Annotated in this window: 10 protein-coding genes and 2 pseudogenes; 5 read left to right on the top strand and 7 right to left on the bottom strand. The window is 68.6% G+C overall.

Annotation, left to right across the window (positions count from 1 at the left end; translation table 11 throughout):
- Positions 1 to 31 precede the first annotated feature (31 nt).
- From MCAG_RS27175 to MCAG_RS27165, 3 genes and pseudogenes are all read right to left on the bottom strand, one after another.
- Positions 32 to 919, bottom strand: a pseudogene (locus tag MCAG_RS27175) (threonine/serine dehydratase); the annotation flags it as partial.
- Positions 916 to 2,388, bottom strand: coding sequence for an amino acid adenylation domain-containing protein (locus MCAG_RS27170; protein WP_036378091.1), 1,473 nt, complete (start codon positions 2,386 to 2,388; stop codon positions 916 to 918). The gene MCAG_RS27170 and the pseudogene MCAG_RS27175, both read right to left, overlap by 4 nt.
- Complete coding sequence (locus MCAG_RS27165; RefSeq protein ID WP_007076153.1) at positions 2,385 to 3,332, bottom strand: ornithine carbamoyltransferase; 948 nt, start codon at positions 3,330 to 3,332, stop codon at positions 2,385 to 2,387. The genes MCAG_RS27170 and MCAG_RS27165 overlap by 4 nt, the downstream gene beginning before the upstream one ends.
- A gap of 177 nt (positions 3,333 to 3,509) precedes the next feature.
- Between MCAG_RS27165 and MCAG_RS27160 the strand changes: the two genes are divergently transcribed.
- The 5 genes and pseudogenes from MCAG_RS27160 (at position 3,510) to MCAG_RS27140 (ending at position 8,792) form a co-directional block, all read left to right on the top strand.
- Positions 3,510 to 3,707, top strand: a complete 198-nt coding sequence (locus tag MCAG_RS27160) for an MbtH family protein (RefSeq protein WP_007076152.1) — start codon at positions 3,510 to 3,512, stop codon at positions 3,705 to 3,707.
- Between the two features lie 191 nt (positions 3,708 to 3,898).
- Positions 3,899 to 5,149 carry a diaminobutyrate--2-oxoglutarate transaminase gene (ectB, locus tag MCAG_RS27155; protein WP_036375483.1) on the top strand — a complete coding sequence of 417 codons (1,251 nt, stop codon included), beginning with the start codon at positions 3,899 to 3,901 and terminating at the stop codon, positions 5,147 to 5,149.
- Between the two features lie 613 nt (positions 5,150 to 5,762).
- Positions 5,763 to 6,041 (top strand): annotated as a pseudogene (locus tag MCAG_RS27150) (IS5/IS1182 family transposase); the annotation flags it as partial.
- A 222-nt stretch (positions 6,042 to 6,263) separates the two neighbouring features.
- Positions 6,264 to 8,303, top strand: a complete 2,040-nt coding sequence (locus tag MCAG_RS27145; RefSeq protein ID WP_036375480.1) for an NACHT domain-containing NTPase — start codon at positions 6,264 to 6,266, stop codon at positions 8,301 to 8,303.
- Positions 8,304 to 8,408: 105 nt separating this feature from the next.
- On the top strand, positions 8,409 to 8,792 hold the full coding sequence (locus MCAG_RS27140) for a VOC family protein (protein WP_036375477.1): 384 nt from the start codon (positions 8,409 to 8,411) through the stop codon (positions 8,790 to 8,792).
- Positions 8,793 to 9,037: 245 nt separating this feature from the next.
- Here MCAG_RS27140 and MCAG_RS27135 read toward each other — a convergent pair whose 3' ends face one another.
- The 4 genes from MCAG_RS27135 to MCAG_RS27120 all read right to left on the bottom strand — a co-directional run bounded on the left by MCAG_RS27135 (position 9,038) and on the right by MCAG_RS27120 (position 14,087).
- Positions 9,038 to 9,862, bottom strand: a complete 825-nt coding sequence (locus tag MCAG_RS27135) for an SDR family oxidoreductase (protein WP_007076146.1) — start codon at positions 9,860 to 9,862, stop codon at positions 9,038 to 9,040.
- A gap of 293 nt (positions 9,863 to 10,155) precedes the next feature.
- Positions 10,156 to 11,196, bottom strand: coding sequence for an IS630 family transposase (locus MCAG_RS27130; RefSeq protein ID WP_036372447.1), 1,041 nt, complete (start codon positions 11,194 to 11,196; stop codon positions 10,156 to 10,158).
- A gap of 151 nt (positions 11,197 to 11,347) precedes the next feature.
- Complete coding sequence (locus tag MCAG_RS27125) at positions 11,348 to 12,838, bottom strand: non-reducing end alpha-L-arabinofuranosidase family hydrolase (protein ID WP_036375474.1); 1,491 nt, start codon at positions 12,836 to 12,838, stop codon at positions 11,348 to 11,350.
- A gap of 673 nt (positions 12,839 to 13,511) precedes the next feature.
- On the bottom strand, positions 13,512 to 14,087 hold the full coding sequence (locus tag MCAG_RS27120) for a TetR/AcrR family transcriptional regulator (protein ID WP_007076143.1): 576 nt from the start codon (positions 14,085 to 14,087) through the stop codon (positions 13,512 to 13,514).
- Positions 14,088 to 14,108: the final 21 nt, after the last annotated feature.

Raw genomic sequence — 14,108 nt, 5'->3', positions numbered from 1 at the left:
TTGTTCTGGTGCTGCCGTTGCCGACCGTGCCGTTTCCACCGGACACGATCGCCACCGCAGGGCCGGCAGATCCGCGCCGAAGCGCGCCGGCCAGCGCTACCGCACCGCTCGGCTCCGCGCTGACACCGGCGCGGCGAAGGACCCCCAGCGCGTGGGTGATCGCGTCGTCGGTCACGCCGATCAGATCGTCGACCCGGTGCCGAATGATCGGCCAGGGAACCGCACCGGGGCGTTGACCTCGGAGGCCGTCGGCGATCGTCATGGACGGCGGCAACTCCGTCGGCGCACCCCGGGTAACGGAGACGGCGTAACGGCGGGCGGACATCGGCTCCACCCCGACGATCCGCACCGGCCGGGACAGCACCGACGCGGCAAGGCACACGCCGGCCAGCAGGCCGCCGCCGCCGGTCGGCACGAAGATCGTCGACACGCCCGGCACATCCTCGAACACCTCGAGCCCGACGGTGCCGGCCCCGGCCACCACCAGCTCATGGTCGGAGGACGGCACGAAGACCGCCCCGGTCGCCGCGGCGATGTCCTCGGCCCGGCGGTCGCGTTCGACCACGCCGCCGTCCACCTGAACCACGCCGGCGCCGAGTGAGCGGATCGCCTGCGCCTTGCCGTCGCTGGCCCCGGCGGCCATCACGATGGTCACCCTGATGCCCAACGCGGCACCGAGCATGGCGACGGCGATGCCGTGGTTACCGGACGAACCGGCCACCACCTCGTCCGCGTACCGCGCGAGCATCGCGTTCGCCGCGCCCCGGGCCTTGAACGAGCCGCCGCGCTGCCGGTGCTCGGCTTTGAGCAGCAGCCGCGAATCCAGGGCCAGCAACGGGGTACGATCCACCAGGCCCGTGATCCGGTCGGCGGCCATGCGCACGTCCGCGAGGGTGGGCACGGTGCCCGTCGTCTTCATGGCCCGTCCACAGTGATCGCCCGACGGTCGGTCTTGCCGCTGACGGTCGTGGGTACGCTGTCGATCCGGACGAACCGTCGCGGGATCATGTAATGGGGCAGCGTCATCGCGAGATGCGCGCGCAATGCTGAGTCCGTCACCTCCGCCGGCGCGCCAGCGACATGCGCGATGAGGAAGACCCGGCCGTCGACGTCGGTACCCGCGGTGACCACCGCGCCAGCGACGGCGGGGTGGGCCAGCAGCGCGCCCTCGATCTCGGCCGGGTCGATCCGGTATCCACGGACCTTGATCTGCCGGTCGATGCGCCCGAGGTACACGAGATCACCGTCGGGCAACCGGCGTGCCAGGTCCCCGGTGCGATACATGCGCGTGCCGGGCGTCCCATGGGGGTCTGGCACGAACCGGGCCGCGGTCAACGCCGGCCTGCCGCTGTACCCGCGCGCGACACCACATCCACCGATCCACACCTCGCCGACACCGCCGTCGGGCACGGTGTGCAGATTGTCGTCGAGCAGGCGCACGCTGACGCCGTCGATCGGTTTCCCGATCAGGTCGACCGTCGCGTCGGGGACCGCCGGCACGTCGAATCGTGTCGCGGTCATCGTGGTCTCGGTCGGACCGTACTGGTTGACCATCCGTCCGCGTACGCAGTCCCGGCCGCCGGCGACAAGGAAGGGACGCAGCGACTCACCGCTGGAAACGGTCAACCGCAGGTCGGGCAGATCGCTCTGACGCAGCGACGTCAGGAACGTCGGGGTAGCCGAGAGGATCGTGTTCACCCCCCACTCGCGGACGGCCGCGGCGAACTCGCCGTTCCGCAACAGGGTGGAGCGCGGTACCAGGACCACCTGCCCGCCGGCGACGAGCGGGGCGAACGTGTCGCGGATCGAGGCGTCGTACCCGAACGGCGCGAATTGCAGCACCACGGTGTCCGGATCGAGTTCGTAGTCGTCGACGATGAACCGTAGGTAGTTGGTGACGCCGCGGTGCTCGAGCAGTACCGCGTTCGGCGGCCCGCTCGAGCCGGAGGTGTGACTCACGTAGGCGAGCGAACGGGGCGACAGCGGTCGCAGGGTCGCAGGCACGTCAGGCGCGTCGACGAACACGGTCGGGCCGTCGATGGGGAGGTCGAGCTGCCCGGCCCGGGTTGGCGTGGTGACCAGGAACCTGGCCTGGGCGGTGCGGACCATGGCCGCCAGCCGCTGATCGGGTAGCTCGACGTTGAGGGTGAGGAAGGCGCCGCCGGCTCGAAGCACGGCCGCCATCGCGATGACGGCCTCCGGGCCTCGGTCGACCATGACCGCGCATACCTGCTCCGGTCCGACGCCCCGGGCGACCAGCGCCCGGGCCAGCCGATCGGTCCGGGCGGCGAAATCCGTGTAGCGCACGACGGTGTCCGGGGTGACAATCGCCGACGCGTCGGGCCGGGTCGCGGCGTGGGTGAAGATGTCGTCGAGGAAGGTGCTCACAGCCCCACTCCGCCGCTCGGCCGGTCGGCGGCGCACCACTCCAGGACCGCCCGGGCGCTGTGGTACTTGTTCTCGGCCTGGGCGAAGGCGATGCTCGCGGGCCCGTCGAGCACCGCCCCGGTCACCTCCTCGCCCCGGTGGGCCGGCAGGTCATGCATGAACACCGCGCCGGGACAGGCGGCCATCAGCGCCTCATCGACCTGGAACGGGGCGAATTCGGAACGCCAGTCGGGCGTCGGCTTCGTCGATCCCGTGGTCTGCCAACGGGTGGTGTAGACGACATCGACCGGCGGCAGGCCCGACAGATCGTGCCGCTGCTCGACGCGCGCGCCGCTACGCCCGGCGGACGCCGCCGCTTGATCGAGGTATCCCTTTTCGACGCCGTACCCGGGCGGGGTGCGCAGGTGCAGCTCGGTGCCGGGGTACCGGGACAGTGCGAGCGTCAGCGCGGAGGCGGTGTTGTTCCCCTCCCCCACGTACAGCACCCGTACGCCCTCGACCCGACCGAAGTGCCGGACGATCGTGGTGAGATCGGCGAGGGCCTGCGTCGGGTGTTCGACCGCGCTCATCGCGTTGATCACCGACATGCGTTTCTGGGCGGCGTACGCCCGAAGCTCGGCCTCCGGCCCGGCGGTGCGGGCGACCAGAACGTCGAGCATGCCGGACAGCACCGCGCCGGTGTCCTCGACGGACTCGCCGGTGCTCAGCTGCAGGTCGTCTGGGCCGTACGTGATCAGTTCGGCGCCGAGACGCAGCGCACCGGCGGAGAACGCGGTCCGGGTACGGGTGGACGTCTTACGGAACAGCACGCCGACGACCGTCTCGGACAGCGGCCGGGCCGCTTTCACGGAACCACGCGAGTACTCAGCGCCGCGCTCGACGATCCAGCGCAGTTGGTCGTCCGTGAGGTCGTTGATAGAAATCAGGTGGCGCCGCTCGGCCATGTCGAGGCCCCTTCCAGGTGGCGATCCGCCGTGACCAGAGCCTGCGCGACGCGGGGGACTGTCGAACAGGGACGGAACCGCACGACGCGCCTGCCTGTTCGTCTCTATGGATGGTGTGGGTGGGCCCGGCAATATCGGGCTCACATATTCGGATCACCCGACCAGGCCGGAGGGGCCATGACTGACGACGGTGTCTACCGCGTCGTGCGAAACGACGAGGAGCAGTACTCGATCTGGTGGGCCGACCGGGAGCTGCCGCTCGGCTGGACCGCGGAAGGGACGTCCGGGTCGAAGCAGGAGTGCCTGGATCACATCGGAAAGGTGTGGTCGGACATGCGGCCCCGAAGCCTGCGGGAGCAGATGGCTCAGGCCTGAAGGCCAGAGTCCGCACCGCACCGCACTGCCACGCCGACCCGCCGACCCGCCGTGCGCGGTGTGCGGCGGGTCGGCAGCAGAACTTCCAGTCCGCCGGAGGCCTGCAGTTCAGCGCCGCGGACGCTTGCATCTACGTCGACGGCGACTTCAAGACCGTGGTGGACGGGCAGCTCCAACTCCGAGGAGACATCATGATCGCCCCGACAATTGAGTCCGAGGTCCGTAGTTACTGCCGGAACTGGCCGGTCGTGTTCGACCACGGGCGAGGTAGCCACATGTTCGCCCGCGACGGCCGCGTCTACCTCGACTTCTTCGCCGGCGCCAGCGCCCTCAACTACGGCCACAACCACCCGATACTCAAGCGAGCCCTGCTGGATTACCTCGAGCAGGACGGAATCACCCACAGCCTCGACATGCTTACCGCCGCCAAACAGGACTTCCTCACCGAATTCGCAACGCGAGTACTCGGCCCGCGCCACTTGGACTACCGCGTACAGTTCACCGGACCCACCGGAGCCAACAGCGTCGAGGCCGCACTCAAACTCGCCCGCAAAGTGACCGGACGTCACACCATCGTCGCCTTCACCGGCGCCTTCCACGGCATGTCACTCGGCTCACTAGCCATCACCGGAAACGCCACCAAACGCGCAGGCGCCGGCGTCCCACTCGGGCACACCTGGCACATCCCCTACGACGGCTTCGCCGGCGGCCAGATATCCGGGCTCACACTGCTCGACGCCATGCTCGCCGACAGCAGCAGCGGAATGGACCTACCCGCCGCCGTCATCGTGGAGACCGTACAGGGCGAAGGCGGTGTCAACCCAGCCCGCGCGACCTGGCTCGCCGACCTCGCCGAGTTGTGCACCCGCCGCCACATACTCCTGATCATCGACGACATCCAGATGGGCTGCGGCCGCACCGGCCCGTTCTTCAGCTTCGAACACGCCGGGATCACCCCCGACATCGTCTGCCTGTCCAAGTCCATCAGCGGATACGGCCTGCCGATGTCCCTCACCCTGTTCCGCACCGAACTCGACGTATGGCAACCCGGCGAACACAACGGAACATTCCGCGGCAACAACCCCGCCTTCATCACAGCAGCCGCCGCGCTGAAGGAGTTCTGGACCGACAGCAAACTGGAGAAGCAGACGGCGGAACGGGACATCCTGCTCGAGGAGATCCTGGGGGAACTCGCCGGTCGGCACCCGGCGCACATAGCGGCCGCACGTGGTCGGGGCCTGGTGTGGGGTCTGGCCTTCCGGGAACCGCGCATGGCCGGACGGGTCGCCCGGGAGACGTTCTCCCGTGGACTGCTGATGGAGACGTCCGGGTCCGTTGACGAGGTGTTGAAGCTCATGCCACCCCTGACATCGACGGATCAAGAACTGGCCGAGGGCCTCGGCATCCTGGAGGAAGCGGTGGCGGCAGCGGTCGATCGCTGAGTGCACGGCACCCAAGACAGCTGGCCGAGCGCCTCCGCGACCTGCAGATCCCCTGGTACGTCGCAGGCGGCTGGTCGGTGGATCTGTTCCGCGGGGAGCAGACCCGCGCACACGAGGACCTGGAGGCCGCCGTGCCCGCAGCGCGTTTTGCGCTCCTGCCGCCGCTGTTTCCCGAGCCTGAGTTCTGGGTGCCGGCGGGCGAGGGCGTTCTGGCGCCTTTGGCGGCCGAGACCTTGGCCGGCGACTCGCATCAGACCTGGGCCTGGGATCCGGCGGCAGCCAGGTGGCGCTTCGACCTCTTCCGGGAGCCGCACGATGGGGACGTCTGGATCTGCCGCCGTGACGAACGGCGGATCCGCCGGCCGTACTACGAGATCATCCGGCGCACCGACGACGGGATCCCGTACCTGGCTATCGAGGCCGTGCTGCTGTTCAAGGCAAAGCACACGCGGGACAAGGACGAGGCTGACTTCACCGGCGTGCTGCCGCTGCTGTCCCGAGCGGAACGCGGCTGGCTGGACGCGGCACTCGGCCTGGTCCACCCTAATCATCCGTGGCGAACGCGGCTGCGGCGTGTTGAACGAGGGCGTTGCGCCCCGACAGCTCGCCCTCCCTCGACGCCGGCTTCAAGAAACGCCTCGTCGAACACGGCGCCCACCTCGGCGTCGACGTCGAGATCGTCACCAAAGACCCGCAGGTCAAAGGCTTCAGCGTGGTCAAACGCCGATGGGTCGTCGAACGCACCATCGGCTGGCTCATGCACCACCGCCGACTCGTGCGCGACTACGAAACCCGACCCGACAACTCCGCCAGCATGACCACCCTCACCATGATCGACAACCGCGCCAAACGCCTCACCACCGAAACCACCCCAACCTGGCGAGACGACTAAAAGCACATAACTGACTAAATACGTGAATCAGACGTCCTCTAACGACCTCGCGCATGATCGCGGATCCTTAGGTATCGATGATCGTTGTTCGTTCCATGCGGGTGTTGCGATCATGGCGAACCGGCGGTCGACGGGCCTGCCCCGCTCGGTGATTGAGGGCCTGGGCCGTGCACATATCCTTGCCCCGGCTCCACAGTGGGCGGTGGCTTGGGGAGGGCAGTCGTGGGCTGGGTCCGTTCGCGGGTGACGGTGGCGGTGTTGCTCGTGCTCTCCTACTCGGCCGTGCTGCTGCTCGTCTACCTGCGACAGGGACCGTTTGCGGATCAGTCGTCGGCGCCGCTGGAGGTCGCCAGCTGGGCGTCGGCCGTGGCCGCCGTACTGCTGTCGATCCTGCAGATCTTCCTGTCCCTGCCGCGCCGGCAGTCGGCCGGCGAACGCGCCAGCACCCCGGAGCAGGTCACCCATGCCCGAGCGATGATGGCCCGCGACTCCCGTTTCCTGGTCCAGCGTGAGATCCGCCGGCGTGAGCTCGGCGGTTCGGTGCCGTTGCAGGTCCGCTGGTCGGCCGGCGGCCGAGGCAGGGGGGAAGACGGCCGCAAGGGCGTCGCGGTCGCCGGCAGCACGGCCGGGCTGAGCGGTACGGTCGACGACATCGCCGTCCGGCTCGGGGAGGCGGGCGTCTCGCGGTTGGTGCTGCTCGGCAACGGCGGCTCCGGCAAGACCTCGCTGGCGCTGCTGGTCGCCGACCGGCTGCTCGTCACCGGTTCCGGCCCGGTCCCGGTCGTGCTGTCCCTGTCGTCCTGGGACCCAACCGACGAGGACCTGCTGGAGTGGATCCTCCGCCGGATCTGCACCGACTTCGCGGGTTTTGCCAACGTTGCCGCCTATGGCAGCACCGCCGCGAGCCAGCTGCTCCTCGACGGCGAGCTGCTGCCGGTCCTGGACGGCCTCGACGAGGTGCCATCCGCCGTCCGCCCGAAGGCCTACCGGCAGCTCAGGGACCTTCCAGAGCGGATACCGCTGCTGCTCACCTGTCGTTCCAAGGAGTTCGGGGACCTCAAGCTCCACGCGGGCACGCCGATCCTGGAGATCCAGCCGCTCGCCCCCGCCGCCGCGCTCGATTACCTGGCCGGGCAGGACGAGCGGTGGCGGCCGCTGAGCCGGAGGATCGAGGACGGTGAGGACATCGGGGCGCTGGCCGGCGTACTCAGCACGCCCCTGATGGTCTTCTTGGCCCTGCGGGTCTTCCGGTCCGGCGACCGCGACCCCGCGGAGCTGCTGGATCGCAAACGGTTCCGGACCAAGGGCAGCATCGAGGACCACCTGCTCGACGAGTTCGTGCCCGCCGTGATCGGTCAGCACGACGACTTCGTCGACGGGACCTCCCGAATCGAGGCGCAGCTGGCCGGTCATTCCGAGCGGCGCGCGAGGTGGAGCAAGACCAAGGCCCAGACGTACGCCCGGGTGCTGGCTCGTCATCTGCGCCTCACCGGCGAGCGGGACCTCGAGTGGTGGACGTTGCGGAAGTCGTTCCCGACCCCGGGTGGCACCTTCCCGGTGGTCGCGATCTTGGCGGTCATCACCGCCGCCACGCTGGTCCGGCTCCTGCGGGGCGAGAGTGTGCTGCCGACCGGCCTCGAGATCGCACTGGGCGGCGTTGCAGGAGCGATCGCGTCCCAGATCCACCGGTGGGCCGACCTCCACTCGGGGATCCGCATGCAGCCGGCCCTGAACCTCGGCGCCGGCCTGGCCGCCCTCGGTGGCCCGCTGATCGGCCTGCTGGTGGGCCGCTGGGCCGGCGACCCGAGCCTTGGCGTCATGTCCGGCGCCGCCGCCGCGACCGTGATCACCGTCGGCACGAGCCGGCTGGCCGCCCGCACCGGCGGCAGCGAACGGGTGCTGACCGCCCGCCGGCTGCTGCGCCGGGTCCGCAACGCGGCGATCGCCGGGGCGCTGATCTGGGGCAGCGGCTTCGGCCTCCTCACCTGGCTCACCACCCACGCCGCCGTCATGGCCGCCTGCATCGCCGCCGGTGCGGCCGTAATCCAGCTCCGGGTGTCGCCGTGGGCGTTCTACGTCGACGCGCGCCTATCGGCGGCCCGGCAACAGCTGCTGCCGCTGCGGCTGCTGCGGCTACTGGACGACCTGGCCAGGCTCGGGGTGCTGCAGGAGGCGGGCGCCAGCTACCAGTTCCGGCACGAGGCGCTGGCAACCCGGCTGGCGGTGGACCCCATCCCCCGCCCGGCGAAGTCAAGCGGGTAGATCTAGGGCGTGTATCGAAGGTGCTGCCAGGTGCCCGAGGTGTATGCGCGATGAACGAGCGCAACTCGATGGCGTCCGGAGTGGAAACCAGGGAGGCTGGCGCGCATGGTTTCGGTATTGCAGAACGTGGCGATTGACTGCGCGGATGCCTACGAGCTGGCCCGGTTCTGGAGCAGGGTGACCGGCCGTCCGCTGCATCCGGAGGACGAACCGGGTGATCCGGAGGCTCAGGTGCTGCTGGCGGAGGGCCCAGTGCTGCACTTCAACCAGGTGTCCGAGTCCAAGACGATCAAGAACCGGATCCATCTGTGTTTGCGCCCGGAGACCTCGCGCGAGCAGGAGGTGGAACGACTGCTCGGCCTCGGCGCCACCCTTGTCACCGATCACCGGAAACCCGATGGCTCTGGCTGGGCGGTCCTTGCTGATCCCGAAGGCAACGAGTTCTGCGTTCTGCGCAGCGAGTCCGACCGAGCCGCCATGACTTCCTGACGCCTCCGCGACCATCCTGGCCGATTTCGGATGAGTGCTGGTCACAGCCGCTCAGCCTCCTGGCCGCCGCGCGCCGGATATTCCGCGAGCTGCGCCTGGACGCGAGCGCAGCCGACGACCGACCAACCGGCCATGCAGCCGACGGGCTGGCGGTGGCCGGAAGCTCAAGTCACGGTCAACGAGCCAGGCCCACAACCCACCGGACCGGGCTGTCTCCGGACGGCAGACGTGGGCCGGCCTCGCACTCAAGCCTTGACCACCGACAACGCGATCTCACGGGAGGCATCCAGAAGTTCAAGACGCTTGACGTACGACGCGCGCACGTCCCGATAGGTGTCCCCGCCTAGCGGCAGCCGCAGCGGCGCGTCCGGCCCGTCGGCGCTGGCAATCATCGCCCGGACGATCGCCTCCGGGTCGTTGTCCAGGGCGAACGAGCCGTCCGCGATCGCCCGCCGGGTGTCGCCCGCCGGGGTCGCGTCGTACTCCGCCATGATCGGCGCGGTGTCCATGCCGGCGCCGAACCCGGTCGGGGTAGCGCCCGGCTCCACGATCGTCACGCCGATCCCGAACGGTGCGACCTCGGCGGCGACCGTCTCGCAGAAGCCCTCGATGCCCCACTTGGCCGCATGGTAGTAACTGAAGTTCGGGTACGTAGTCTGCCCGCCCGCCGACGACACCTGCAGGATCCGACCGTGTCCCTGGGCGCGCAGGTGAGGCAGGGCCGCACGGATCACGTCGATCGAGCCGAGCAGATTGGTGTCGATGACCCGCTGGATCTGCTCGCGAGAGGCCTCCTCAACGGCAGCGAACAGCCCGTACCCGGCATTGTTGACGACCACGTCCACCGTGCCGAAATGCGCGAACGCCTCGTCGACCCGCTCGCGCACGTCGTCCGGCCGGGTCACGTCAAGCGTCGCCACCCACAGCCGGTCGCCGGCCTTGGCGCGGAGGTCGTCGAGCGCGTCCGGCCGGCGTAGGGTCGCGGCGACCCGGTCCCCGCGGTCGAGGAGCAGTTCGGTGAGGATGCGGCCGAAACCCGACGAGGTTCCAGTAATCAGCCAAGTCTTCATACGTTCCACTATCCGCCTCCGCCAGCCCTACCAGAAGCGATGATCACGCACGCTAGTCATGCGTCCAGCGCTGGGGCGCAGCCTGCGCTCTCCTGCTCGATTCCGCCGACGGTGAGCGGAAACCTGTCGACGGTCCGGGTCCAGGCCCCGTGCACCTTGATCTGGTCGGATCGCTCGCTCAGTCGCAGGCAGAAAAAGCTGAAGCCCGGCAGTGGGACGGGCTCTGCGTGCTGGGCGGCTCGGCTTGCGCCGAGCCCGCCCAGTTATTGACCCGTAAGGCAAATATGTGCTGTTCATCCGGCTGCGTAGCGGACTTCGGGCTTGCGGAACAGGGCTTTCACCGTTTCGGGTTGGTTCTGGCGGCGCCGTAGGTGCGAGGCGGCTGCGGCGGCGAGGTCGGTCGGGTTGGCCGGGTTCGCTTGTGCCACATGGCGTTTGACGTCGGCGTTGAGTAGTTCTACGGGGTTCAGCTCCGGTGCGTAGCCGGGCAGGAAGTGCATCTCAATGCTGCCAACGCGTGGGGCGAGCCAGTCGTGGACGGCCACTCGGCGGTGCACCGGGTGGCCGTCCACGATGAGGTGGATCTTCCGGTCGAGGTGGCGGACCAGACGGTCGAGCCAGGCCAGGAAGAGGGGGCCGGTGAACGAGCCGTGGTAGCAGGTGAAGTACAACTCGCCCTTGTTGCTGATCGCGGCCATCACGTTGACACCGAAGCGCCTGCCGGTCTTGGCCACCACCGGGGTCTGTCCCACCGGCGCCCAGGAGGTCCCCACCGAGGCGTCGGAGCGCAGTCCGGTCTGGTCCAGCCACAAGATGATGGCCTTCTCCTTACGCGCTTGGGCTTCGATGGCCGGGTACTCCTGCTCCAGCCACCGGGCAACGGCCTGCGGGTCCTGCTCGTAGGCCCGGCGGATCGGCTTCTGCGGCGACAGGCCCCACGAGCGCAGGTACTTGCCGATCGTCACCAGGGACAGGCCGACGCCGAACCAGTCACGGACCAGTTGGCGTACCTGCGGGCGGGTCCACACCAGGCCCGGCAACGCCACCTGGTCAGGGTTTTTGTGCAGCACCGCCCGCCGCACCCGGGCCTGCTGGCGGGCGTCGAGAGCTTTCTGCTCGCCGGGTCGCCGCCCTCGCTTACCGGCTTTGAGCGCTTTGTTCCCCTGGCGGTCAAAGGCGTTGACCCACCGGGACACCGCCTGCGGCGACACGCCGAGCACTGTGGCCACCGCCGCCTGAGTATGCCCGGCCTTCACCGCCGCGACCGCCCGACGACGCAGATCCTCTTGCGCCTGCGGAGAAAGCCGCCGCGCATCTCGTACCACAACACCCATACACAAACAACGATCACCACATGTTTGCGTTACGGGTCAATAGTTCAACCCGATCCTCGTCGCGAGCCGTGGGCAACGCTCACACGGTTCGGCGTCCGTCGTTGCCGCGAACGTCAGGAGCACCCGAACCGGGCCTGCGTCACGCCACTAGCTAGCGCTGCAGGGTCAGCACGCCCGGCCGGTACGGCAGGATGCCGTAGTCCATGCCATCGGAGCTGGGATCGCGCCCCTGGTAGAGGAACTGCAGGTTGCACGGGTCAATGGTCTTGGTCTGGTCGGGGTTGGTGCGAAGCACGTCGCCGTGGCTGATGTCGTTGGTCCAGGTGGCGCCGCTGTTGGCCTTGCCGGCGAAGGGGTTGGTCAGGGTGTCGGCCTGCGGTGTCCACGTGCCGTCGAGGCTGGTGGCCGTGAACGAGCGGAAGTAACGACCCTGCGAGCTCTGCGCCTCGACGATCATGAGGTACTGGTTCTGGCCCTGGACCTTGTAGACCTCGACCGCTTCGAACAGCCTCTGCGGCGTGTCGCTCATGATCTTCGTGTAGCTCGAGCCGAAGCTGCCCGGGAAGTTCCCGAGGGGCATGCTGGCGCGGTAGATGTTGCCGAGGTCGTCGGCGAAGAACAGGTACATGTTCGTGCCGTCGGCGATGAGGGTCTGGTCGATGGGGGCCCCGGTGGGGAGGGTGCCCGTGAACAGCTCCTGGTGCGGCCCCCAGCCGTTGGGGTTGGTGGGGTCGGTCGAGGTGCGGTAGGAGAAGCTGTACGGCCAACCCCACTGGTACGCGAGCACCCAGATGTTCTTCGGGGCGAAGTACAACAGCGTCGGCGCGACAGGATTGAAAGGCAGGGTGTGCTGGGTGGCCGACGCCATGTCGGACCAGTTGGTGAAGGGGCTGAACATCGTCGATTCCCACTTCCCCCCTTCACCGGCGATGGTGTTGTGCGTCGTGGCATAGACGAGCTTCTGGCCGTTGTGGACGACGGCGCTGAAGTCCTTGAGCGCTGCCCACCCCGCCTTCGGCTGTGCCAGCGGGCCGGTCGATGTCCAGCGGTACGTCGACGGCAGCGCGCACGTGCCGGTGCCCCCATCGACGCGGACGAGTTGCCACTGCTGGTTGGCGCCGTTCCAGTTGTCCCACTGCTGGACGTTGGCGCCGTCGGCGGTCGACAGGCCGGCCACATCGAAGGCCTTGCCGCTGTTCCGGTTGATCAGTCGGACGTAGCCGCCGTCCGAGTCGACCAGCTGGAACTGCTGGTTGGTGCCGTTATTGTCGGTTGCCTGCACGATCGCCGCACCGTTGGCGGTGGAGGAGCCGGACACGGCGGCAACCTTGCCGGAGTGACGGGCCTTGAGCCGGTAGTAGCCGCCGCCGGAGTCCACGAACTGGAACTGCTGGTTGTTGGTGTTGGTACGGGTCCACTGGATGAACTGGGCGCCGTCGGCGGTGGACGCGCCGTTGACGTCGAGGGCCTTGCCGCTGTTGCGGTTCACCAGCACGTACCAGGCGGTGGTCTCCACCGTCGCGGCCGACGCCGGCGTAGCCACCGTGAGCAGCCCGCCCACGACCGCCATGACCGCCGCAGCGGCCAACCCCGACCGCCACCGACGACGCCACCTCACGGGGCGCGCAAACCCAACCGACATAGCATCTTTCCTTTCATCATTGGGCACCGCCGACATGAAGCGAGCCAGGCAGTGGCTGATGGGCCGACCCACCAACACAGACATAGGTGTCTATATATGTGAGCGTTAACATCGGCGGCCGGACGTCAGCCCGGCGCGTCAACCATCGATGCGGCACCCGGGTTGGGTGCGCAGCTCCCCCGCGGCACCGGTCGCCCGGCACCCCGACATGCGGCTCGACGGGACCGCTCAGCGCTGCCGCATCGGGCCCGGACGAGCGATGACCGACTGCCCGTGCGGCCGGTTACACGTTCGTGTCCAACAAGTTGCGGCACATCCTCAGCGATCAGCGTGGGGCAAGTCAACACCCCGGCCTCGCGACTGGGGCAGGTTGCGGAGATCATCACCAACCGCGGCCAAGGTGCGGAAAAGCCCTGTTGATGCCTTGATCGAAGAAGTTGAGGCCCAGTCTGACGACACAGCCGCGATCGCCCTGCTCGTCCAGCCGCTCACCGACCTCAGCACCCGGCCCAAAAGCCGATCTACGCGGCCAGCTGGTTGCGTCGGTGCGGAGTGGTGTAACAGACGGCCATCGCGGGATCCGGTCTGATGTTATGCGGCGATCGGGGTGGGATCGGGCTAATTGGTGTCGTGTTTGGTTGGTGTCGGCAGTGATCATGCGGGCTTTGCGCCCTTACCTCAATGAGCCGAAGAGCAGGTCGAGGTGGGCGTCCAACGCGCTCAGTGCCTGCTCGGCGCTGTACTGGCCGCCGAGCAGATAGACACCGAGCCCCTCCATGAGCGCCAGCAGTCCGGCCGCGGCCTCGTCGGGCTTCGGGGACGGCACGAGGCCGGCCATGAAATCGAGCATCTGCGCGGTCTCCTCGCGGAGGGCGGAAGCGGCCGCCGGTCGCACCGCGGTGTAGGCGAGGAACCCCAGCGCCACCCGTCCGTCGTCGCGCGTCTGCTCGTCGAGCGGCAACAGGGCGGCGATCATCGTCCGCAGCAGCGCACGCGGCGACGGGTTGTCGCCCAGCCGCGCGACCGCCTCGGTGACCCGGGTCTGGCTGCGCTCGCCGACGACGGCCAGCGCGAACATCATCATCTCGTCCTTGGTGCGGAAGTAGTGCTGCACCATTCCCGGGGAGACACCGGCCTCGGCAGCCACGTGGCGCAGGCTGATCGCGTCCAGGCCCTGTTTCGCGGCGACCCGCATCAACGCGTCGGCGATGAGCCTGCGTCGCTCCTGGGGGTCGACCTTCTTGGGCATGACGCCGATGCTTTCACAGTT

The organism is Micromonospora sp. ATCC 39149, assembly GCF_000158815.1.
Taxonomy (GTDB): domain Bacteria; phylum Actinomycetota; class Actinomycetes; order Mycobacteriales; family Micromonosporaceae; genus Micromonospora.
Note: the sequence above shows the minus strand (reverse complement) of the source record. Positions and strands in the feature narration are given on the sequence as shown.

Coding starts and splice junctions, on each gene's coding strand:
- MCAG_RS27140 (WP_036375477.1), top strand. CDS start 8,409: ATGGTTTCGGTATTGCAGAACGTGGCGATTGACTGCGCGGATGCCTAC.
- MCAG_RS27125 (WP_036375474.1), bottom strand. CDS start 12,838: ATGTCGGTTGGGTTTGCGCGCCCCGTGAGGTGGCGTCGTCGGTGGCGG.
- MCAG_RS27160 (WP_007076152.1), top strand. CDS start 3,510: ATGACTGACGACGGTGTCTACCGCGTCGTGCGAAACGACGAGGAGCAG.
- MCAG_RS27135 (WP_007076146.1), bottom strand. CDS start 9,862: ATGAAGACTTGGCTGATTACTGGAACCTCGTCGGGTTTCGGCCGCATC.
- MCAG_RS27120 (WP_007076143.1), bottom strand. CDS start 14,087: ATGCCCAAGAAGGTCGACCCCCAGGAGCGACGCAGGCTCATCGCCGAC.
- MCAG_RS27130 (WP_036372447.1), bottom strand. CDS start 11,196: ATGGGTGTTGTGGTACGAGATGCGCGGCGGCTTTCTCCGCAGGCGCAA.
- ectB (WP_036375483.1), top strand. CDS start 3,899: ATGATCGCCCCGACAATTGAGTCCGAGGTCCGTAGTTACTGCCGGAAC.
- MCAG_RS27165 (WP_007076153.1), bottom strand. CDS start 3,332: ATGGCCGAGCGGCGCCACCTGATTTCTATCAACGACCTCACGGACGAC.